Annotated in this window: 19 protein-coding genes and 1 pseudogene; 10 read left to right on the forward strand and 10 right to left on the reverse strand. The window is 62.2% G+C overall.

Annotated features, from left to right (window positions below; genetic code table 11):
- Positions 1 to 74: 74 nt before the first annotated feature.
- From AC0L3P_RS31965 to fabI, 4 genes are read left to right on the forward strand one after another with little or no spacing between them, the layout of a single operon-like run.
- Positions 75 to 2,300 (forward strand): DUF3141 domain-containing protein, encoded by a 2,226-nt coding sequence (locus AC0L3P_RS31965; protein WP_473308170.1) that lies wholly within the window; start codon positions 75 to 77, stop codon positions 2,298 to 2,300.
- A 23-nt stretch (positions 2,301 to 2,323) separates the two neighbouring features.
- Positions 2,324 to 3,286 carry a phosphate acetyltransferase gene (locus tag AC0L3P_RS31970; RefSeq protein ID WP_354208685.1) on the forward strand — a complete coding sequence of 321 codons (963 nt, stop codon included), beginning with the start codon at positions 2,324 to 2,326 and terminating at the stop codon, positions 3,284 to 3,286.
- Positions 3,287 to 3,291: 5 nt separating this feature from the next.
- Positions 3,292 to 4,506: an acetate/propionate family kinase gene (locus AC0L3P_RS31975; RefSeq protein WP_275173318.1), complete on the forward strand. Its 1,215-nt coding sequence runs from the start codon at positions 3,292 to 3,294 to the stop codon at positions 4,504 to 4,506.
- Positions 4,503 to 5,291: an enoyl-ACP reductase FabI gene (gene fabI / locus AC0L3P_RS31980; RefSeq protein WP_275173316.1), complete on the forward strand. Its 789-nt coding sequence runs from the start codon at positions 4,503 to 4,505 to the stop codon at positions 5,289 to 5,291. Before AC0L3P_RS31975 ends, fabI begins: the two co-directional genes overlap by 4 nt.
- An 18-nt stretch (positions 5,292 to 5,309) precedes the next feature.
- Here fabI and AC0L3P_RS31985 read toward each other — a convergent pair whose 3' ends face one another.
- The 5 genes from AC0L3P_RS31985 to AC0L3P_RS32005 form a co-directional block, all read right to left on the reverse strand.
- Positions 5,310 to 5,768: a MaoC family dehydratase gene (locus tag AC0L3P_RS31985; RefSeq protein ID WP_473308176.1), complete on the reverse strand. Its 459-nt coding sequence runs from the start codon at positions 5,766 to 5,768 to the stop codon at positions 5,310 to 5,312.
- Between the two features lie 11 nt (positions 5,769 to 5,779).
- The gene (locus AC0L3P_RS31990; protein ID WP_354065447.1) at positions 5,780 to 6,430 is read right to left on the reverse strand and encodes a 3-oxoacid CoA-transferase subunit B; all 651 of its coding nucleotides are present in this window, start codon (positions 6,428 to 6,430) and stop codon (positions 5,780 to 5,782) included.
- A gap of 4 nt (positions 6,431 to 6,434) precedes the next feature.
- Entirely contained in the window at positions 6,435 to 7,082 is a 648-nt protein-coding gene (locus AC0L3P_RS31995; RefSeq protein WP_354065449.1) for a CoA transferase subunit A, read from the reverse strand.
- Between the two features lie 90 nt (positions 7,083 to 7,172).
- Positions 7,173 to 7,766, reverse strand: a complete 594-nt coding sequence (locus AC0L3P_RS32000) for a hypothetical protein (RefSeq protein ID WP_473308179.1) — start codon at positions 7,764 to 7,766, stop codon at positions 7,173 to 7,175.
- Positions 7,763 to 8,689, reverse strand: a complete 927-nt coding sequence (locus AC0L3P_RS32005; RefSeq protein ID WP_473308181.1) for an alpha/beta fold hydrolase — start codon at positions 8,687 to 8,689, stop codon at positions 7,763 to 7,765. The genes AC0L3P_RS32000 and AC0L3P_RS32005 overlap by 4 nt, the downstream gene beginning before the upstream one ends.
- A gap of 135 nt (positions 8,690 to 8,824) precedes the next feature.
- Here AC0L3P_RS32005 and AC0L3P_RS32010 point away from each other — a divergent pair, with 135 nt between their 5' ends.
- The 4 genes and pseudogenes from AC0L3P_RS32010 to AC0L3P_RS32025 form a co-directional block, all read left to right on the forward strand.
- Positions 8,825 to 11,332 carry an alpha/beta hydrolase gene (locus AC0L3P_RS32010; protein ID WP_473308224.1) on the forward strand — a complete coding sequence of 836 codons (2,508 nt, stop codon included), beginning with the start codon at positions 8,825 to 8,827 and terminating at the stop codon, positions 11,330 to 11,332.
- A 9-nt stretch (positions 11,333 to 11,341) separates the two neighbouring features.
- Positions 11,342 to 12,205, forward strand: coding sequence for an alpha/beta fold hydrolase (locus AC0L3P_RS32015; RefSeq protein WP_354065456.1), 864 nt, complete (start codon positions 11,342 to 11,344; stop codon positions 12,203 to 12,205).
- 17 nt (positions 12,206 to 12,222) lie between these two features.
- A complete protein-coding gene (locus tag AC0L3P_RS32020) occupies positions 12,223 to 12,573 on the forward strand; it encodes a phasin (protein WP_354208679.1) in 351 nt (116 codons plus the stop codon).
- Between the two features lie 40 nt (positions 12,574 to 12,613).
- Positions 12,614 to 12,822, forward strand: a pseudogene (locus AC0L3P_RS32025) (LuxR C-terminal-related transcriptional regulator); the annotation flags it as partial.
- A 71-nt stretch (positions 12,823 to 12,893) separates the two neighbouring features.
- Here the strand turns inward: AC0L3P_RS32025 and AC0L3P_RS32030 are convergent.
- From AC0L3P_RS32030 to AC0L3P_RS32040, 3 genes are all read right to left on the reverse strand, one after another.
- Positions 12,894 to 13,658, reverse strand: a complete 765-nt coding sequence (locus tag AC0L3P_RS32030) for an outer membrane protein (protein ID WP_473308226.1) — start codon at positions 13,656 to 13,658, stop codon at positions 12,894 to 12,896.
- 374 nt (positions 13,659 to 14,032) lie between these two features.
- Positions 14,033 to 15,034: an alpha/beta hydrolase gene (locus tag AC0L3P_RS32035; RefSeq protein ID WP_473308184.1), complete on the reverse strand. Its 1,002-nt coding sequence runs from the start codon at positions 15,032 to 15,034 to the stop codon at positions 14,033 to 14,035.
- Positions 15,035 to 15,049: 15 nt separating this feature from the next.
- Complete coding sequence (locus AC0L3P_RS32040) at positions 15,050 to 15,985, reverse strand: MBL fold metallo-hydrolase (protein ID WP_473308186.1); 936 nt, start codon at positions 15,983 to 15,985, stop codon at positions 15,050 to 15,052.
- 232 nt (positions 15,986 to 16,217) lie between these two features.
- Here AC0L3P_RS32040 and AC0L3P_RS32045 point away from each other — a divergent pair, with 232 nt between their 5' ends.
- Positions 16,218 to 17,162, forward strand: a complete 945-nt coding sequence (locus AC0L3P_RS32045; RefSeq protein WP_473308188.1) for a LysR family transcriptional regulator — start codon at positions 16,218 to 16,220, stop codon at positions 17,160 to 17,162.
- Between the two features lie 80 nt (positions 17,163 to 17,242).
- Here AC0L3P_RS32045 and AC0L3P_RS32050 read toward each other — a convergent pair whose 3' ends face one another.
- Positions 17,243 to 17,593 (reverse strand): RidA family protein, encoded by a 351-nt coding sequence (locus AC0L3P_RS32050; protein ID WP_473308191.1) that lies wholly within the window; start codon positions 17,591 to 17,593, stop codon positions 17,243 to 17,245.
- A 341-nt stretch (positions 17,594 to 17,934) separates the two neighbouring features.
- On the opposite strand from AC0L3P_RS32050, the gene AC0L3P_RS32055 reads away from it, so the two are divergent.
- Complete coding sequence (locus AC0L3P_RS32055) at positions 17,935 to 20,256, forward strand: molybdopterin guanine dinucleotide-containing S/N-oxide reductase (RefSeq protein WP_473308193.1); 2,322 nt, start codon at positions 17,935 to 17,937, stop codon at positions 20,254 to 20,256.
- 80 nt (positions 20,257 to 20,336) lie between these two features.
- On the opposite strand, the gene AC0L3P_RS32060 is transcribed toward AC0L3P_RS32055, so the two are convergent.
- A complete protein-coding gene (locus AC0L3P_RS32060; RefSeq protein WP_473308195.1) occupies positions 20,337 to 21,320 on the reverse strand; it encodes a helix-turn-helix domain-containing protein in 984 nt (327 codons plus the stop codon).
- Positions 21,321 to 21,502 lie beyond the last annotated feature (182 nt).

The raw sequence follows: 21,502 nt of genomic DNA on the forward strand, positions 1-21,502 counted from the left end.
AAGCATTGACCTATATCAAGGGCCTGCAGCTGCGGCAGGCTTTGGATGCATTCATACGACACTGAGGTCGGAGCATGCAGATGGAAGTACCTGGATTGCCCGGTGGTCCGATGTCCGGTCTCGTCGCCTCGGCGGTTGAATACATGGTCGATGCCGGGCAACGGAGCATACTCTTCCTCGATGTGATGCGCCGGCGCGGCGACCAATATCGGGAGCACGTCGCCCAAACCGCGCCGCACGTTCTGCAATATGCGGCCGAACTGATCATGGATGGCCGCAAGCTGGACGAACCCGTCAATTACGCGCTTGTCCGCATCGTCCCGCCAGCCGGCGTCGAGATCGATTCCACGCGGCGGCCGTTCATCGTGATTGATCCACGCGCCGGGCACGGTCCAGGCATCGGCGGGTTCAAGGCCGACAGCGAGATCGGCGTCGCGATGAAGGCGGGGCATTCCTGCTACTTCATCGGCTTCCTGCCGGAGCCGGTGCCGGGCCAGACGATCGAGCGTATCGCGCGTGCCGAGGCACTGTTCATCGAAAAAGTGATCAGTCGTCACCCGGAAGCTGACGGGAAACCCTGCGTCATAGGCAATTGTCAAGCCGGCTGGGCGGTCATGATCCTGGCTTCGGTGCGGCCCGAACTGTTCGGCCCATTGGTCATCGCCGGAGCCCCGCTCGCGTACTGGGCGGGCGTGCATGGCAAAAATCCGATGCGATATTCGGGCGGCCTGCTGGGCGGAAGCTGGCTAACTGCGCTCGTTAGCGATCTCGGCGGCGGGAAGTTCGATGGTGCCTGGCTGGTCCAGAATTTCGAAGGCCAGAACCCGTCGAACACGCTCTGGACCAAGCAGTACAATGTCTATTCGAAGGTCGATACTGAAGCCGATCGCTACCTTGAGTTCGAGCGCTGGTGGGGTGGGCACGTCAATCTCAACGCCGAAGAGATTCAGTTCATTGTCGACGAACTCTTCGTCGGCAACAACTTGGCCGCCGGCAATATCACCTTGTCCGACGGGCAGAAGGTAGATCTGCGCAACATCAGTTCGCCGATCGTGGTGTTCTGCTCCAAGGGCGACAACATCACTCCGCCACAGCAGGCGCTTGGTTGGATCCTCGAATGCTATGCCGATGTGGATGACATCAGGGCCTATGGGCAGACGATCGTCTATACAGTTCACGAGAACGTCGGCCATCTCGGCATCTTCGTTTCAGGTGGCGTCGCCAAGAAGGAGCATACTGAATTTTCCAGCAACATCGATCTGATCGATGTACTCCCGCCCGGCCTTTACGAAGCGACGTTCGAAGCCAAGGACGAAGAAACCACTAGTTCCGATCTCGTTGTGGGCCAGTGGGTGATGCGCTGTGAGGCCCGGACGCTAGACGATATTCGGGCCATGGGTGGCAATTCGCCTGAGGACGAGCGGCGCTTTGCCGCGGCAAAACGCGTCTCGGAGCTCAATCTTGCCGCCTACCGCAAGTTCGTGCAGCCCTGGATCAAGGGCATGGTGGCGCCGCAGACGGCGGAGATGATGCGCAATCTGCATCCGCTACGGACGCAGTATGAGGCGTTCAGCAGCCAAAATCCGTGGATGAAAGCAGTGAAGTCGGCAGCGGAAGGGCTAGAAGAGAGCCGCAAGCCGGTTTCGAACGACAATCCGTTCCTGGCATTTCAGGAGCAGGTCTCCAAGCAGATCGTTCATGCGCTGGACAGCTGGCGCGATTCGCAGGAAGCGATGAGCGAGGCGATCTTCCTCAACGTCTACGGCTCGCCGGCGCTACAGGCGGCGGTCGGCATAGATCCGAAAGCTGAACCGTCGCACCGGCGCGAGATGACGGCCGAACACCGTGCCATGCTCGACAAACGGATCGCCGAGCTCCGATCCAGGATTGGCGAAGGGGGGCTTCGCGAGGCGGCCATCCGTGCCCTGCTTTATATCGGCTCGGCGAGAGGAATGGTGGATGAACGCAGCATCGAGGCGTTGCGTCAGGCTCGTCGCGACGACAGCGGAGCGCGATTAACGCTTGCCGAGTTTAAGATGCTGGTTCGCGAGCAGTTCTTCATGCTGCTGCTCGATCGCGAGGCGGCGCTGGCCGTTATCCCGAAGTTGCTTCCCGACGATGTCAATCAACGTCGCGCGGCTTTCACGACGATGAGCGAGGTGCTGTCGGCCAGCGAGGACATCACAGGCGAGCGCGCCAGCCGCCTGCAGCGTGTCGCACAGCTGTTCGGTCTCGACGCCGAAACGTCGGGGAGGGCGTCGAACGTTGCCCCTTTCGACCCCAAGGCGAAGGCATCGTAACACTGTCTGGAAGGAACCGGCTCATGTCGGCCGACACGTCGCAGGCACAGTCCCCGAGCAAATACGACCGCTTGATCGCGGCCGCGCAGGCCGTGCCGCCGGCCCCAACCATCGTTGTGCATCCGTGCGATGAAAGCTCATTGCGCGGCGCTGTCGATAGTGCACAGGCCGGCATTATCCGGCCACTCCTGGTCGGACCTGAAAGGAAGATCCGGGATACGGCCGCCAGGCATGGTCTCGACATCGCGGCCTTCGAGCTTGTTGACGCAGCACATAGCGACGAAGCCGCCGCAAAGGCGGTAGAGCTGATCCACGCCGGCCGAGGTGAGCTGTTGATGAAAGGCAGCTTGCATACGGACGAGTTGATGCGCGCGGTCACCGCGAAGGCCGGAGGCCTGCGCACCGACCGCCGTATCAGCCATGTCTTCGTGATGGACGTGCCGGCCTATGCCGAGACCATCTTCGTGACGGACGCGGCCATCAACATCTTCCCTGATCTGGACGCCAAACGCGACATCATCCAGAACGCGATTGATCTGTATGTGGAAGCTGGGTTCGGCAAATCGCCGCGCGTGGCAATCTTGTCAGCGGTTGAAACCGTCACCTCGAAAATTCCGTCTACGATCGAGGCGGCAGCACTCTGCAAGATGGCGGACCGCGGGCAGATCACCGGAGGGATCCTCGACGGACCTCTGGCTTTCGACAACGCGATCGACGTGGAGGCGGCGCGGATCAAGGGGATCAGGTCCGAGGTCGCCGGTCGCGCGCAGATCCTCGTCGTTCCCGACCTGGAGGCCGGCAACATGCTGGCAAAGAATCTCGCCTATTTCGCCAAGGCGGACGGCGCGGGCATCGTGCTCGGAGCCCGGGTCCCGGTCGTCCTGACGTCACGCGCGGATTCGGCGCGCGCGCGGATGGCCTCGTGCGCGGTCGCAGCGCTGTATGCCCATGCCCGGCGCCGGCGTGCTCCAACGATTGCCGCGTGAACGCCATGGACACCATCCTTGTGGTCAATGCCGGCTCCTCCAGCGTCAAGTTCCAGGTCTACTCGATCGAGGGTGACGGAATATTGCGGCGACAGCTGAAAGGGCAGATGGATGGGATCGGCAGCCGCCCGCGTCTGCGTGCGAGTGGCTCCACCGGCGATCCGCTTGCGGATCGCGCCTATCCGATCGAGGCGGTGCCCGATGTTCCGGCCGCGATGGACATCGCCGGCGCCTGGTTGCGGGACGAGATGCGCATTCACCCGATCGCGGTCGGTCATCGCGTCGTTCACGGCGGCCCGGACTACGACCGGCCGATTCTAGTCGACCATGGTGTGGTGACCCGGCTGGAGCGGTTCATCTCGCTCGCGCCGTTGCATCAACCGCATAATCTGGCCCCGATCCGATCGATCCTGGCCAATTTCCCGGAGCTTCCGCAGGTCGCCTGTTTCGATACGGCATTTCATCGTACGCACAGCGCGGTCGCCGATCACTATGCGATCCCGCATCAGCTCTATGCTGAGGGCGTGCGCCGCTACGGCTTTCACGGTCTCTCCTACGAATACATTGCGAAGACCTTGCCAAAGGTCGCGCCGAAAATCGCGAATGGTCGGGTGATCGTCGCTCACCTCGGAAGCGGCGCCTCGATGTGCGCTCTCAGCGCGGGACAAAGCGTCGAAAGCACCATGGGCTTCACCGCTCTCGATGGGCTTCCGATGGGAACCCGCCCTGGTCAGGTCGACCCCGGGGTCGTGCTCTATCTCATTTCCGAGAAGGGGATGTCAGCCTCCAACGTCCAGAACTTCCTTTACCGCGATTGCGGCTTGAAAGGGTTATCCGGCGTCAGCAACGATATGCGGGAGCTGGAGAGCAGTGAGGATCCGAGAGCTAGACTGGCGATTGAATATTTCAGCTATCGCATCGGCCTCAATGCCGGGATGCTTGCCGCGGCGCTGCAGGGGCTGGACGCGTTTGTCTTTACAGCCGGTATCGGCGAAAATTCCGCAACAATTCGCGCGCATGTCGTTCGCCAGCTCGCGTGGCTCGGCGTCACCCTCAGCGCCGCCGAGAATTTGCGCGACGCACAGCTGATCTCGGGCTCCGACAGTCGCATCCCAGTCTATGTGGTTCCGACCGACGAGGAGCTGATGATCGCGCAGCACACACTGGCGCTGCTGATGAAGAGAACAGCGAACAATCAAAGGCAGGAGAGGGCATCATGATTCCAGTGTTTCCAGATTCCAAGATTGCCCTGAAGGGGAAAAAAGGCCTCGTCGTAGGCATCGCCAACGACCAGTCGATCGCATGGGGGTGCGCCAAGGCCTTTCGCGCCCTCGGCGCGGATGTCGCCGTGACCTACCTGAACGAGCGCGCGAAGAAGCACGTCGAGCCTCTTGCGCAGGCACTCGAGGCGTCTATTTTCATGCCCCTCGACGTCATGACGGAGGGGCAGACTGAAGACGTGTTTGCCCGGATCGAGAGGGACTGGGGCCAACTCGATTTCCTGCTGCATTCGATCGCCTTCTCACCGAAGGAAGCCTTGCACGGACGTGTGGTGGACGTCGGCCGCGACGGTTTCCTGAAGACGATGGAGGTCTCTTGCTGGTCCTTCATGCGCATGGCTCATCTGGCCGAGCCGCTGATGAAAAACGGCGGCACCATGTTTACCATGACCTATTATGGCAGCCAGATGGTGGTCGAGAACTACAATGTCATGGGCGTAGCCAAGGCAGCGCTCGAGGCCTCGGTGCGCTACATCGCCGCCGAGCTGGGTCCGAGGGGAATCCGCGTGCACGCGATCTCGCCCGGCCCGCTGGCCACGCGAGCGGCATCAGGCATTCCCGACTTCGACGAACTGATGGACAAGGCGCAATCCAAGGCGCCGGCGCGCAGTCTCGTCAGCATTGACGACGTCGGCAACGCCACGGCATTTCTCGCACTCGACGGCGCCAAGCTCATTACGGGAAGCGTTCTCTACATTGATGGCGGTTATCACATCATCGATTGATGAGGACGGGAACGCGACTCAGCGATAGTGTAGGGCGATCAACTCGGCGACGCAGGCCGGTCGTTTGCCGCCTTCGATCTCGATGACCAGATGATAGTTCACGCGCAGCCCATCGGGAGGCACGTCTTCCGTCTCAGCAACGCTGACGCGGCCGCGCAGCTTCGATCCCGCCGGGACCGGCGAAAGATACCTGATCCTGTCGGCGCCGTAGTTCAGGGTATTTCGGAGGCCTTTCAACCCCATCACAGAGCGGATGAACATCGGCGCCAGCGCCAGGGATAACATGCCATGGGCGATGGTGGTGCCCCCGGGCATTTCTGTCCTCGCGCGCTCCTGATCGACGTGGATCCACTGTTCATCGCAGGTCGCTTCCGCAAACTTGTTGATCCGGTCCTGCGTCACCTCGATCCAGTCGCTGGCGCCGATCTCGGTGCCGACCGCGGATCTTATCTCATTGAAATCGCCGAATATCCGCATGTCCTTCACCTTCAGATCATCATCTCCGGAACATGGTCGCCGACGAGGAGGTCGGCTTCCGTCGCAGCCATCACTTCGCCGATCGTGACGCCCGGCGCGGTCTCAAGAAGCGTCGCCCTGCCGTCGGCAAAGCCGATCACAGCCAAGTCGGTGACGACCAGATTCACCGGCCGCGCCGAGGTCAGCGGCAAGCTGCACTTCGCAACAATCTTCGACTTGCCCTTTGCTGCGTGCTGCATGGCGACGATGACCCGCTTGGCGCCGCTGACGAGATCCATGGCGCCGCCCATGCCAGGAACCATCTTGCCCGGGATCATCCAGTTGGCGAGATGGCCATGGGCATCGACCTGAAGGCCGCCAAGCACCGTGACGTCGACATGGCCGCCGCGGATCAGTCCGAACGACATCGCGCTGTCGAATGTCGAGGCCCCGGGCAGCGCGCTAATCGGGCGCCCCCCTGCGTCCGTTAGGGTCGGATGCGCCAGGCCTTGCTCGGGGATAGGCCCCGTTCCGATCAGGCCGTTTTCCGACTGGAAGAATACCTTCAGGTCCGTTGGAACGTAGTTCGCGACCAGCGTCGGGATACCGATGCCGAGATTGACGAGGTCGCCGCTCCGAAGCTCCTTGGCGACGCGCCGGGCGATGATGATCTGCGGATCCATGCCGTCACCCGTTTGTAATGAGGTAGTCGACCAGCGGCGCCGGCGTCACGACGTGGTCGGGCGCGATCACGCCGACAGGCACAATGTTTTCCGCCGTGACGATCACGGTGTCGGCGGCCATCGCCATGACTGGATTGAAGTTGCGCGAGGTCAGCGCGTACGCCAAGTTGCCGAGGTAGTCGGCAAGGAAAGCATGCACCAGCGCAAACTGTGCACGCAAGGCTGTCTCAAGCAGAAAAGGCTTTCCGTCGACTTCGATCTCGCGCTTGCCCTGGGCAACCAGCGTGCCGACGCCGGTTGGCGTCAAAACTCCACCCAGCCCGCATCCACCCGCACGAATGCGCTCGACGAAGGTTCCCTGGGGTACCAGATCGACGACGATCTGGTTCGCCAACATTTGCTGCTGTGCTTTCGGATTCAGACCGATATGCGTTGCGGTCAATCGCGCGACCAGCGCAGCATCGAACAGCTTGCCGACGCCCTTGCCGGGGATCGCCGCGTCGTTGCAGATCAGCGAGAGGCCGCTCTTCTTCTGCCGAACCACCTCGTCGAGCAGGCGCTCTGGTGTTCCGACACCCATGAACCCGCCGACCATGACACTCGCGCCGGCCGGGATCATTGCGACGGCTTCTTCGAGGGAAATGGCCTTCATGAGGGAGAACTCCGGTCGGCGCGTGCAGGACGGTCAATGAATGCTGGAGGGCGGAAGTCGCGGTGCTTTGATCTGCGTCAAGGCTCCGCATCATTCGCAGACGATTCCCAGGCTCGCGAGCGTGTCGTGCCAGAGCTTGCGCAGTTCGGTGTGTCGGCTTTCCAGGACTGTACTGACGGTGTCGCGGAAGGGTAATAGGTCGGGACCTTTCAGGAACAGGATTTGTGCCTGCAACAGACGCCCGCTCTCGAACTCGATGCGGCGCAACGCCATCACGAATGGGTCATTCGCGTTTGCCTCGACCGGTAGCAACGCCGCTGGCCGGATTGGGGCGTGGACGGCATGCGCGAGCGTGGCAAGATGGACTGCTTGCCAGAGAGAGCGATCGGCAATGCCTTCGTTCGGCGGCGGAAGCCAGGCGGCCTCCCAGGGCACGGCCATGTAACCCAGGGCGAGATCCGGCACCCATGCGGTTGCCCGCATCAAAAGCGAGACGATCTCGCTTTCGCGGTAGAACTGAGCGTTCAATTCTGTCTGCCAGCCGGCCTCGAACTTAGCCGGCAGGGCGAGGGCGAACTGTCTTGCGAGGGCGCCATGGGCCGAGATCAGGAAAGCGGCGATGCGGGTCTGCTGGCTGGGCGGCACGCGACCTTCGGAGTCGAGTGGTCCGAGAAATCCGCTCATCTCAGCGTCTTTTGAACGGGGATGGCGCGCAGATGGTCGTAACCGGCGGGAAATGGAGTGAGCTCACCGCCAGGATCTTCCGGCGCAATCCGGACCGCCTTGTTACCCTCCCAGCGTCCTGCCAGCACGTCATCGGCGAAGCGCGCGAGCAGGTCGGCTGTGAGTGCACCCTTTTCCAATGTGAAAGCGTGATAGGCGCCCGGGATGATCACGAGCGCGCTGTTGGGGATTCCGACCCGCAGGGTCTCGTGGAGGGCGCGCGGCGTCAGGAAATCGAACTCTCCGTTCAGGATCATGGTTGGGACGGCGATCGAGGCGAGTTGTGGCGTCAGCGGCTGGAAGTCAAGGAACGACTCCATCAGGTTCTGCAACGCGTAGAGGTCATTGACCAGCCAGCCCTGCCGCTTGACCCCGTCGAGCTTGTCCAACAGCGGCTTCAACCATTCATCGGACAGATTCATCGGCAGCAGCAGATCCTGGAGATAGCCGGTTCCACCCAGAATTAAGCCGGTGCGTAGTGCGTTGCCGATCAGGAGAAGTTGAGGCGAAAGCTCGGCAAAGCAACTCATTGGCACCAGACCCGAGAGGCGCGCCCCATGCTCGATCGCGTAGCGGAGCGCGATCAGGCCACCGAAACTGATTCCACTGAGGAAGACCGGTCCTTCACCGAGCATCTCGATCAAGCGATGCAGCGCAAGGACATGGTCGTCCTGATTGATGAAAAGCGTAGGCTTGTCGGAGGCGCCCTGGCCAAGCAGATCGAATGTCGCGACGCGAAAGCCCCGTGCTAAGAGCGCGTCGCGATAAGCGGTCCACAGTTCGGAATATTGAGTCAGTCCATTGACCAGCACGTAGGCCGGCGCCGTCGCAGGACCGTCGAGCTCATACCGGATCCGGTAGGAGCCGTGCGTGAGGAAAGGCATCGCGGCGACCCGGCATGTAATTCGTTCTCAAAACTCTCGCGCGGGCAGTTCGAATTCCCTTGCGCTAGATCAAAGGTCGCGCCGCGTCCGCTCCTAGCTTTCGGCAAAAATCAAAGCCTGCCGGAGGAATTCGCCATGATCGGGAGACATGTCATGCGGCGATATCTCATCAGCCTGCTGTTGCTGTTGATCGGGACATCGCTAGCGGTCGCGCAGCCCTTCACGCGCCGCTCATCGCAGATGCAGCATGACGGACTGAAGAAGACCTATGAGATCGCGAATTTCCGACTTGGCGGCAAGTACGATCTCGCCGATCCCTCGAAGTGGGAGAATGGCGGGGAGGGCGGTGTCACCCTGGAATCGCTTGGCGCCGGGAAACTGCACACCGCCTATATCGCGGTCGGTACGCCGCGCCGCAACGCCGCCGGTGAGATCACCAATGCCGTTGTCATCAACTCATACTATTCCGGCGACTCCACCGACATGTACGAGCAGTGGGTCAAAGGAGCAGCCTTGTCAGGCACCGTGCCAATTATCGGCCCGGGCCGGCCGATCGATACGGATCGCTACTATGTCATCATGGTCGATCCGCTTGGGACCTGGGGCGCCAGCAAACCTTCGGACGGTCTCGGCGTAAAGTTTCCGCAGTACAGTTACTATGACATGGTCCAGGCCAATTACCGGATGCTGCGCGACGGGCTGAAGGTCGCGCGCGTTGCGTTGGTGTCCGGCGTTTCCATGGGCGGCACGCAGACCTATGTCTGGGGCGTGATGCATCCCGAATATATCGGCGCAATGATGCCGATCGGCGGCACCACGCAATCGGATGGCGAAGATCCGGTCGGCAACTGGACATTCCAGATGATGACGGCAGCGATCGAATCCGATCCGGTGTGGCAGGACACGAAGGGTGATTATTACAAGCTAGCCAAAGAGAAGCATCCGATGCCGGGCGTGGCGTTCGGCTGGTCGATCCTCGGCATGACGGGCTATGACTTTGCCTTCCGTACGACCCAGAATTGGGGCGCCGTCCAGCCCGAAATCTTCTATTGGGACCCCCCGAACGAAAAGGCGGCGTTGAACGTCGTCAACCGTGCCAAGCTTTACGATGCGGTCGACCTGGTCTGGCGCAACCGTGTCGGCGAAACGCACAACATCAACCCTTATCTCGGCCGCGTCCAGGCGCGGACGCTGGTGATGCACATCACGAATGACCTGTGGCTGAACTTCAAGTTGGCTCAGAAGGCAGTCGATCGCGTGCCTGGCGCGGACCTTATTGCTCAGGAAAGCCCGGTCGCCCATTATGGTGTGTTTCCGATCATCAACCAGCGCAAGAATGACCCGAAGTTCGTTGCGTTCATGGATGATGTGGCGAGCCTCGACCGCGCGCAGAAATTCATTGACAAGAATTATCGGGTGCCCGGCGTCGCAGAGAACATCGACCCCAAAAAGTCGTTCTGGAAGGAGTTCGTGACCTACCCCTATCCGGTCAAATACGCCAATGCCAAGGACAAGGGCGGCAATTCCTGGCAGATCGGCTACATGGATGAATATGCCGGCACGGACAAGGATCCGAAGGTCCTCGTCGTCATCCATGGCAAAGGCGCTTTCGGCGGTCACTACGGCAATATCATGCAGTATGCGCTGCGCAGCGGCCTTCGCGTGATCGTGCCCGACCTGCCGCATTACGGCATGTCCGGGCCCGGCAATCTCGACAAGAGTCCGGCGCGCACGATGCAGGACATGCGCGAGGTCATCTACGACCTCGTCGTCAACCAGCTCGGCGTCAAGAAGGCGTATTATCTCGGCCATTCGCTCGGCGGTCAGTTCGTGATGGGCTATGCCCTGACCTGGCCGGATGCAGTGCAGGGCCTGGCGCTGGAGGCGCCGTCAGGTCTCGAGGAATATCCGCGCGAGATCACCATCGCCAAGGGCAAAAAGGCGCCACTGTTCGACCCGGCCTTCGATCATGACTTCGGCAAATGGAGGGCGACCTGGGACCAGACGGGCATCCTTGCCGCGGAGAAGGCGCGTGACGAGCAGAACATCCGTGACTTCTTCTACTTTAAGAAGCGTGACCCGGAGACCGGCGCGGTGTCGGCTGCCAAAAGCGGCTATTTCTTCAGCGACAGCGAATATGCCCGCCTCCATACCGAGCAGCGCGTCGGGCTGACCAAAGGCAATCCGAAGGAGCTGGAGCAGTGGTGTAACATCTTTATCTACGACATCTACACGATCGGCGCGGAGCTCCAGCAGGATGATCCGAAGAACCTGTACGAGCGGCTCACGCAGATCAAGGCGCCGATCTTCCTCGCATTCGGCGACAAGGAGCCGTTCATCCCGACGCCGGCATTCAATGGGCTGACAGACCTCGGACGCGACGCCATCACGCCGTTCATGACGCGCATGACCAATGCGGGCAATCGGCCGATCCTCAAGATCTATCCGGAGAGCGGGCATTTCATTCACACAGACAATCCGGTCGAATACTCGTCCGATGTCGTGGATTTCGTGACGCGGGGAAGCGTCGACACGTCATCGCCGCTCGGGACCGACCGCATGCTCAAGGGGGCGGTGGTCTCGGCCTTGCCGGTGGCTCCGACACCGCCCGGGGCCGCGCCTACCGCCGGCCTAAACAAGTAGGGCCGGTTGATGCCTAGGGTGCAGGCAGGCGAAGTCCAGCTGGGCTGGCGAGAGTGGGGGCGAGGCGACGTCACCGTCGTCTTCATCCACGGCAATCTCGCCAGCAAGGACTGGATCGAGCTCGCTGCCCCGCTGTTTCCTTCTGGTCTTCGCGTCATCGGCATCGACTGGCGCGGTTGCGGCGACAGCGACCGGCCGAAGCCTACGGTTGACTACACCAACTACACGATGCTGCAGCACGCAAAGGACATGCTGGCTGCGCTCGACACCCTGGATATCAACTATTGCCATCTTGCAACGCATTCGACCGGCGGCATCATTGCGGCCCGTATGCTGCTGATGCAACCGCGCCGTTTCGGACGGGTGTTCGCGCTTGATCCGGTCACGCCGCTGGGGATGGCCTTCAATACCGATCAGATCGGACTGTTCCGAGCCATGATGGCGAGCAAAGAGTTGACCCGTTCGGTGATGGCGACCGCGGCCTCATCCCTGTTTATCCCAGAAAGCATGGCGCCGAATAAGGTCCCGCAATTCCGCCCAGGGGGCGCGGACATCCAGGCGCTGTTCGAGCGGATCATCGAACAAAGCTTCGGCGTCTCCGAAGGCATCTGGATCGGGACACCCGTCAATCTCACGCGCGAGCGGGAGAGCCGGGAATTGGAGAGCCGCATGCCGGAGATCGGGCATTCGCATCTGGTATTGTGGGGCGAACGGGACGGCTGGATCCCCCCCGCCGATCTTCATGCGATGGCCGCGGCAATGCCAGACTGTCGCCTCGTCGTGGTGCCCGGTATCGGACATTCGATGAACCTTGAAATGCCCGCGCTCTACGCCGGCTATTTTGGTGCGTGGTTCGGGGGACTTGCTGCGTAACAAGGAGGAATGACACCATGGCCGATAGCAATCCATCCGCAGCGGGTATCCGCACCATGCTCGCCGATACGCTTCTTCGCCTGCGCAAGGCCAACGCCGATTATTTCGAGCAGCTGGAAATGGGCTTAAGTGCCTCGAAGCTGCCGATTGCAAGCGGCGCTAAGGAGTTCTGCGGCTACATGCAGCGCAACGTCACCGCGACGTTCGACCTCGGCGACAAGCTCATGCAGGCCAAGGACATGAAGGACGCCCTTGAGATCCAGTCTGATTTCTTCCAGGCCCAAATGCGATTGCTCACCGAACAAACCAGAAGCATGGGCGAGTCTGCCATGAAGGCGGCGACCGAAGCGTTTGCACCGAAGAATTGAGCGACGCTCGTCGCGGACGGCGCTGCAGCAGATGCAGGCGATGCTGGCGACACTGACTGCACGTGAACGTCAAGTATTCGAGGTGTCGTGCGCGGGCGACTCAACAGGCCGATCGCGTCTGAATTGGGAGCGATGGAGCGGACAATCAAGGCACATCGTCATCGAGTGACGGAGAAGATGAACGTGCGGTCTCTGGCACAGCTGGTCACCATAGCTCAGCGGCTCGGATTGCTTGCTTCACGAATGTGACCAGTTTGACGCGATCGACCACGAAAAAGCCCCGGCGTGCCGGGGCTTTTGGTTTGCCAAGGTGGGTGCCATCAATATCTGGCCGCGACCGGTGCGCCGTATCCACCGAAGCGGTAGTTCAACCGAAGCGTGACCATGTCCACATCCTGACTGATCCCACCGCCGGTGAGGACAAACCCTCCAGGAGTAACCACGCCTGCGAAGCCGGCGTTGTCACGCCCCATCCAGAGATGGTCGTATTCGATACCGAACGACCAATTGGGCGTGAAGCCGTACTCCCAGCCAACACCAAGGGCCCCGCCCCACCGGGTGTGGCCAGCCGATGCCAGGCCGACCCCGGTGACGTTGTTGAATATATCGAATCGGTTGCGCGTCACGGCGGCGCCGCCCTTCACGTAGAACAGCGAGGCGTTCCACGCCCAACCGAGTTGTGCCGTGAAAAGACCGATTGCGTCAATTTTGCCTGTGGTCGAAATCAATGGATCGATCAGACTGACGCGCGTGTTCTTGATCTCGGCCCAATCTCCTTGCGCTTCCAGGCCGAGCACAAATTGATTGGTTTGCCAGCGGTACCCAATCTGGCCGCCAGCGAGGCCGCCGGAGCGATCCGCGCAACCACCTGCGACTGTCCCTGCGGGCGTCACGAAATCCACACAACCGTGGCTTTGCCCCCAACCGCCGTTTGCGCCGATGTAGAATCCGGTCCAATCATAGATCGGCGCGACCACCGGGGGCGGGGCCTTGACGTAAGGTTTAGCAGCCAGATCAGCCGCTGAGGCGGGGGCCGCCATGCTTACTGCCAGCAAGGCCATGCCGCTTAACATCAACTTCTTCATATTTTCGCTCCATCCACGTTTCACCCGAACGACACCGGTTCTTTTTCTGGTGTCCGGCATTCCCGGCTCGAATCTAGCCGATCCGACCAGCATGCGACGTGCCCAGGCGGCAACAGTCGGGTAAATTCAGCAATAAGCATGCTGTGGTTGTGACAGAGGCATTGACCAATCAACTAGGAGTCCAGGTCCTGGAGTTGCGCTTGGATGTCGCCATTTGGCCCGTCGGCGACCCTCGCTCGCGTGGGCCGGGCGGTCGAACCGCATGTCGATGCGCGGATTGTTCTTGAAGTCGTCAGCCGATTGCGCCTGGTTCCATTGAGGAAGTATCAGGCGAAGCACTATGTTCTCGCGGCGGGATCCGCGCCAAGACCGCGCTAGTCATGCTCGTACTGTTCCGAGAGAAACTGGTTGATCGCGTCGAACGCCTGCAACCGGTTCTTCTCCAGCAGAACCATGTGCGTGCCTTCGCCGATCTCGACCCATCGTCGATATCGCGCCTGTTTCAGCGAGAGGAAGAGATCCTGTGCCGAGCTGATGGGCACGTCGCGGTCCCATTCGGCGTGGACCAGAAGCACCGGCACGCGAATGGTGCTGGGGTCGTAAAGGGCCTTGCCGGCGGCCCAGTATTCGCGGATGTCCAGGATCGGGCCGTTCACGGCACGCATGAGCGGACGAGCTCCTGCGGTGGCCTGCGGGTCTGTTGCGAGCGAGATGTTCGCCCACAGTTCGAAGCCGCCTGCTGGAATTAGACTTGGTCGCGCTGCTTCCGGTGCTGCCGAAAGCCATCGCTCCCTGAAGTCCAGAGCAGGGACGTTGCGATAGGCCCCGAGCCGGCCGCCCGCATCGATCGGAGCCGGGCCCTTCAGCAACCATAGCGGCGCCACCAGCGCGAGCTTTACGATCTTGTCGTTATTGTCTGCCGTGTAAGCACCGGCCACGGAGCCGCCCCAGGACATGGCGACCAGATTGAGCCGCGTGATGTTGCGCTGCTTCAGGATGTATTGAACTGCGCTGGCGAGATCGCGCACGCCGATTTCGGTGCGCACAAGCGGCTCAGAGTCTTCCGGCGGAGCATTCATTTGGGGCGGACGCGTCGATCCGCCATAGCCGCGCACGTCGAGTGCAAAGACGTCGTAGCCGTGCCCGGCGAGATAATCCATGAAGGAGACGCCGCCGAGCGGTGCGTCGAACAGACTTTCTGACGAATAGGTCGCGCCATGCATCATCAGGATGGTTCGCTCGGCGGAAAACGTCTTGAGCGCCGCTTGTCGCTTGTTGCGCAAGTGAAGCGAGATGCCGACCGTGTCGCTCGGGATCATGAGATCCTCGACCACGATGTCGGACCCATCTGCCTGCGCGTAAGTTTGCTGGTCCATGATCGGTCTCCTTGATTAGAGGAATTGCCAGGCGAAGCGATCGCCGCGACGGTCGATGCGTCCGACGGACGATTGTGCGAAATGGGTGGTGAAGACGGTTGCGCCGCGCTCGGCTGCGTCCTCGAGCACGGCGGCGCGCGAGCGCAAGGCGGCCTCAGGGAATTCGCAGAAGCAGGAATTGAGCGAAGGCTCATATACCTGCAGCGGATGGTGCATCACGTCGCCGGCAAAAAGCGCCTGCTCGCCCCGTGACACGAGGCGGATCGACGCGTGATCGATGCTGTGGCCGGGCGTCGGAATGAAGGAGATGCCGTCCAGGACCTCCTCACCATTCACGGAGATGAGCTGGGCAAGCCCTGCCTCGATGACTGGCCGCACGCTGTCGTCATAGACACGGTCAGCCGGCTTGCGCACTGCCGGGCCGAGGGCCGGGCCAGGGCGGGCTGCCCCGGTCGGCTCCGTGCCAGTCGCAAGGCTCTCACTATAGGCCTGCTCGATCCGGGAGAAGACGTAGGTCGCATTCGGGAACGTCGGGATCCAGCGATTGTCGACGAGTCGCGTGTTCCAGCCAACGTGGTCAGCATGGACATGCGTGAGTAGAACGTAGTCAACCTGTTCCGGGGTGACGCCCGCCGCGGCCAGCCGCGCCAAGAAGGGCTCGTTCAGATGATGGAGCGGCGGGATGTCGGGCCTGTTCTTGTCGTTGCCGGTCGCCGTGTCGATCAAAATCGTGTGGTGCGGGGTTTTGACCAGCCAGCTGTGGATGCTTTGAATGAAGATGCCGGTCGCAGGATCGAACGAGCCTGCCTCAAGCCGGTCGCGATGGCGCTCCAGCGCGTCCGGCTCGGCGTAAGGATAGAGGGCGTCGAACTTGAACGCGGCAAGCCGCAACTCATCGATCCGCGTGACGGCTGCATCGCCAACGCGATAGGTTTTCGTCGCTTGCGTCATCAAGGTCCTCCACTCCAGGTCGTGACTGAGCCGGCCTGATTGCCAGCGCCGCGATGACCGGGAAGTACGAAGCGCATCACGCCGCCGGGAGGGCCGTGGGCTCGATAGGTCCCATCGACCTCGTCGATATCGAAAGGCTGTCAGCTCCGCTTTTCAGACCGCCATTTTGGCTTTACCTCTCTCATCGCGGCTCGTCCGGCCGCGATCATGTGCCCTAAACGGAGGAAGACCGATGCCGGATGCGGAACGCGGTTCAGGTCGGCGGGCCGACGACACCGATCTCGCCGAGATCGACCTTGGCCTGTTGCTCGCCCTGGAGGCTCTGCTGCGCGAGCGGAACGTCACGCGCGCGGCGTCGCGCCTGAACATCGGCCAGCCGGCGCTATCGGCTCGGTTGAACCGGCTGCGACAGGTCTTTGCCGACCCGTTGTTCGTGCCCGCGGCGGCGGGCCGCGGCGTCGCTCCGACGACGAGAGCGGTGGAGCTGCAGGCCGAGCTGGCGGACGTGCTCGGCAAGCTCCGTCGCATGGTCGAAGGGCCGGCCGTATTCGACCCGGTCCGCAGCCAGCGCACCTTTGTCGTTGCCATCCATGAGAATCCAGCCGTGACGCTGGCGCCCGGATTCGTCGCGCGGTTGACCTCGATGGCCGCACGGGCGCGGCTGGCCTTCGTTCATCCCACGCGCGACGTCGTCGACCGGCTTGAGCGGGGCGAGATCGACATTCTGGTGACGGGGGCTGACGGAGCACACGGCGATCTGATGCAGCGCCCGCTTTTCGAGGACAGCTTCCTCTCCGCCCAGCGCAAGAGTCACCCCCGCGGCAACGGGGCGCTTGATCTCGATCGCTTTTGTGCGCTCGATCATCTGCTGATCTCTGCCGACGGCGGCGGATTCTCGGGCCTTGTCGACGACGCGCTGGCTGCGCTAGGCCGTTCCCGACGCGTCGCCGTCTCGATTCAAACCTATGCGCTGGCGCCGGTCATCCTTGCCCACAGCGACTGTATCTGCACCCTGCCGCGACGTTTTCTGATGCGATTTTCCCACGAGCTCGATCTCACGCCGCCGCCGCTCGATCTGCCGCCAGCGCGTATCGTTGCGCTGTGGCATCCGCGCAATCAGGAGGACGGAGCTCATGCTTGGCTACGCGAGTGCCTGTACCAAGCGGCCGCCTCCTGATGCAACTTGCCTCAACCGCACCAAGTCACGCATTCAGGCTTCATGATCGTCGGGACTCTCAATCAGTGGATCCCGTGCCACTATTGTCGAGCGGCGATGGCCGTGATCTCGAGTTTGACGCCAGGACCGAGATCGGCCACGCCGATTGCGGCGCGCGCCGGCAGATGAGCCTCTGCAAAATGCGCCTTCCAGGCCGCATTGAACTCTGCCTTCTCCTTGAGGCTCGCCATGTAGATGGTGACCTGCAAGACGTTGCTCAGATCGGATCCGAGGGTCTTCAGCAGCTGCGCCAACTGCCCGAGGACGTCGTTGGCCTGGCCAGACATATCGAGGCTCGTGTCCTCGGGGACGATTCCACCGATGTAAAGCACGCCATGATGCTCGACCACTTCGTGGAGCAGACCTTCGTAGGGCAAGACGCGCTTGATCATGACCGGACCGATGTTGTGTGTGACGGGCCGGGATATCGCACATTTCAATGTCAGTGTCGTTGCAAGGGATCTCGCGCCAAGTCTTACCGAAAAAGGCTTACCGAAGGCGGGCCGCGCGGCTCTGAATGCAGCCGACTAGAGCGTTGAAAATAAAGGCACAAACCGGTCGAAAAATCACCGCCGTTGGTTCCCTCGAACGTTCGCCAATCTGTCCTTGCACGAGCGTCCGGCATTTTCGCCGGCCCTGAGCCGACGACATCGAAGAGCGGATCGCTATACTGCGACCCGGATGATATCGGTGCGGCCGGGACAGTGCCGCGACCGGAACAAGGAATGCGACGATGGACGATACGATTGGCTTCCCCGACCCCGGCCTCGACCTGTCCGACGGCTTCAAGCCGCACACCTCGCATTGGGGCGTGTTCTCGGCACGTCAAGGCGAGGCCGGGCTCGAGGTCAGGGCGTATGCGGGCGATCCCGATCCGAACGGCATCATCGGCAATTTTCCCGGCGCGCTGCGCCATCAGGCGCGCATCACCCAACCGGCGATCCGCCGCGGCTGGCTCGAACGCGGTCCCGGTCCGGACGATCGCCGCGGCCGCGACGAATTCGTCTCCGTCAGCTGGGAGAAGGCGCTCGATCTGCTCGGCGACGAACTGGCACGCATCCGTGACACGCGCGGCCCCGGCGCAGTGTTCGGCGGCTCCTATGGCTGGTCGAGCGCAGGCCGCTTCCACCACGCCCAGAGCCAGGTGCATCGCTTCCTCAACATCGCCTTGGGCGGCTATGTGCGCTCGGTGAACTCCTATTCCTCCGGCGCGTCCTCGGTGCTGCTGCCGCAGATCCTCTGCGGTTACGAAGACATCACCAAGCGCAACGTCACCTGGGAGCAGATCGCTGCCGACACCGACATCGTGCTGGCATTCGGCGGCATGGCGCTGAAGAACTCGATGGTCGCAGGCGGCTCGATCAGCAAGCATGTCGAGCGCGGCGCGATGGAAGCTGCGCGCCGCCGCGGCTGCGAGTTCATCCTGGTCAGCCCGTTGCGCGAAGACCTGCCCGTCGAGGCCGGCGCGGAATGGATGACGTGCGTGCCCGGCACCGACACCGCGCTGATGCTCGGCATCGTTCATACGCTGGTCGCGGAAAACCTGCACGATCAGGCTTTCCTCGATCGCTACACCGAGGGATGGCCCGTCTTCCTGCGCTATCTCACTGGTGACAGCGACGGCCAAGCCAAGGACGCCGAATGGGCCGCTGCGATCTGCGGCGTCGACACCGACACAATCCGCAAGCTGGCGCGCCGGCTCGCCGGCAAGCGCGCGCTCATCACCGTCTCCCATTCGCTCCAGCGCGCCGAGCATGGCGAGCAGCCGGTGTGGATGGGCATGGTGCTGGCGGCAGTGCTCGGCCAGATCGGCCTCTCCGGCGGCGGTTACGCCTATTCGTTGGGGGCGATCGGCTATTACGGCCGCCGCGTCAACGACGTGCCGGGGCCGACATTGGGGCAGGGCCGCAACGCTGTCCGCGATTTCATTCCGGTGGCGCGCATCGCCGACATGCTGCTCAATCCCGGTCGCACCTATCGCTACAACGGCGAGACGCGCACCTATCCGGATATCCGCCTCGTCTACTGGGCCGGCGGCAATCCCTTTCATCACCACCAGGACATCAACCGCCTGCGCAAGGCGTTTGCGAAAGTCGACACGCTGGTCGTGCACGAGCTCGCATGGACTGCCACGGCCCGGCATGCCGACATCGTGCTGCCCTCGACGATGACGCTCGAGCGCGAAGACATCGGCTTTTCCAGCAACGATCCTCTCATGGTGGCCATGCACCGGATCGCCGAGCCGTTCGGCCTTGCGCGCGACGATTACGAGATCTTCGCCGATCTCGCCGACCGTCTCGGCGCGCGCGAACCCTTCACCGAGGGGCGGACGTCACGTCAGTGGCTGGAGCATCTTTATGAGCCGACCCGCGCCTCGCTCGAAGCGCGCGGTTTGGAGGCCCCGAGCTTCGAAGAGTTCTGGCGGCGCGGCAGCCTGGTGGTGCCGCAACAGCCCGACGACGGCGGCCGGCTGCGCCGCTTTCGCGACGATCCCATCAATCATGCTTTGCCGACGCCGAGCGGCCGCATCGAAATATTCTCCGCCAAGATCGCGGGTCATGGCGATGCGGATTGTCCGGGCCATCCGGTCTGGCTGGAGAAGTCCGATATGCCCAAGCCGGGGGCGCCGTGCTTCCTGGTCGCGAACCAGCCGGTGACGCGTCTGCACAGCCAGCTCGATTTCGGTGGACATTCGCTTCAAAGCAAACACCGCGGCCGCGAGGTCGCGCGCATGAATCGACGGGACGCTGACGCGCGTGGGATCAAGCACGGCGACATCATCCGGCTGTTCAACGCGCGCGGCGCCTGTCTCGCCGCGGTCCACGTCACCGACGGTATCGCGCCCGGCGTGGTCCAGCTCCCGACCGGCGCCTGGTACGACCCGATGGACCCCGAAGACGACGCGCCGCTCTGCGTGCACGGCAATCCGAACGTGCTCACCCGCGACGTCGGTACCTCGTCCTTTGCGCAAGGCTGCACCGGCCAGCTCACGACGGTCGAGGTCGAGAAGTTCACCGGCAATCTGCCGCCGATCCGGGCTTTCGATCCGGTGTAGAAAAAAAGGGGCCGCCCTGTGGGTGCAGGGACGGCCCGAGTGGCTCGCAGGCCCGGGAGGATGAGGGCGCGAGCGGATGCTTACGCGGCTGCGCTGATCCAGTCCCTCTCCGTCGAAGGACCACGCGGAGGGAGTGCTTGCACCTCTTGCCGTTCGCCCTTGTTGGCGAGGCGCCAGCGTGCCGGGGATTGATCGCTGATGCGCTTGAAGACGGTCGAAAAATGCGCCTGCGTGCTGAAGCCGACCGCAAGCGCAATCTCCGCCAGCGGCCGCTCGGTGGTCGCCAGCAACGTCTTGGCCTGCTCGATCCGGTGATTGAGCAGATATTCGCGGGGCCGGAAACCGGTCGCGACGCGGAACTGCGCCGCAAAGTGCATTCTGGACAGGCCGGCGATGTTGGCGAGTTCGGACAGGCTGATGCAGCGGTGGAAATGATCGGCGACATATTGCTCGACCCGCCGCAGCCGCCATTTCGGCAAGGCATTGACCTTGGCGCGTGGCAATTCCAGGCGCGCCAGATGCATCGCAAGGGTTTGGCCAATGCAGCGCGTAAACTCGCGGTCCGCAGCGTCGCCAAGTTCGATCAGCGCCTTGGCAAGCTCGGCCGCGAGCGGATCGCGCAACAGGACGAGATCATTCAATCCTTCGGTCGCGGAAGATTGCGCCGGAAAATGATCCGCGGAAATGTGAAAATGCAGGAAGGCGCATGGCGACTGGAATTGCACGGCGAGGGGGTTCGACGGCGCGGAGAGATACAGTGTGCCCGCGGGCATCGTGCCGTCGAAAATGACCTGACGATCCCGGGTGAGTTTCGCGCGCGTGGCCTTCAGTGCGATGCCGACGAAATAGCGACCCTCAGGCGTCGTCGCCTGGTGCGACGAAGTGCTCCGCGGGTCCTCCCATCGCGAGATCGCGATATCATCGAGGGCCGCCCCCGCGCGCGGATCGATTTGACGCCATTGACGCTCGCGAATGATCGCTTGTTTTGCTTGGGGGATCTCGCAATCCCCCGAGCCGCCCGGAAATTCAATCCAGGCTTCAGCCGCCTGCAAATTGGTCAACATCGTTCGTCCTCTCCGGGCTTCCTCCGCTGTTTGCGACCAGCACACGCGCAAAGCCCCACGTTTTCCATGGTGAGAGGATAGGGGTGAGCCGCGCTGCAAGCTCGTTAGTGGTGATTAGGATGTGTTAGTTTTTGTGGGAGCGCATCAGGTGCGACATCCCGTCTCAGGAAGCGCCTTTTTTG

This window comes from Bradyrhizobium sp. WSM4874 (assembly GCF_055811835.1).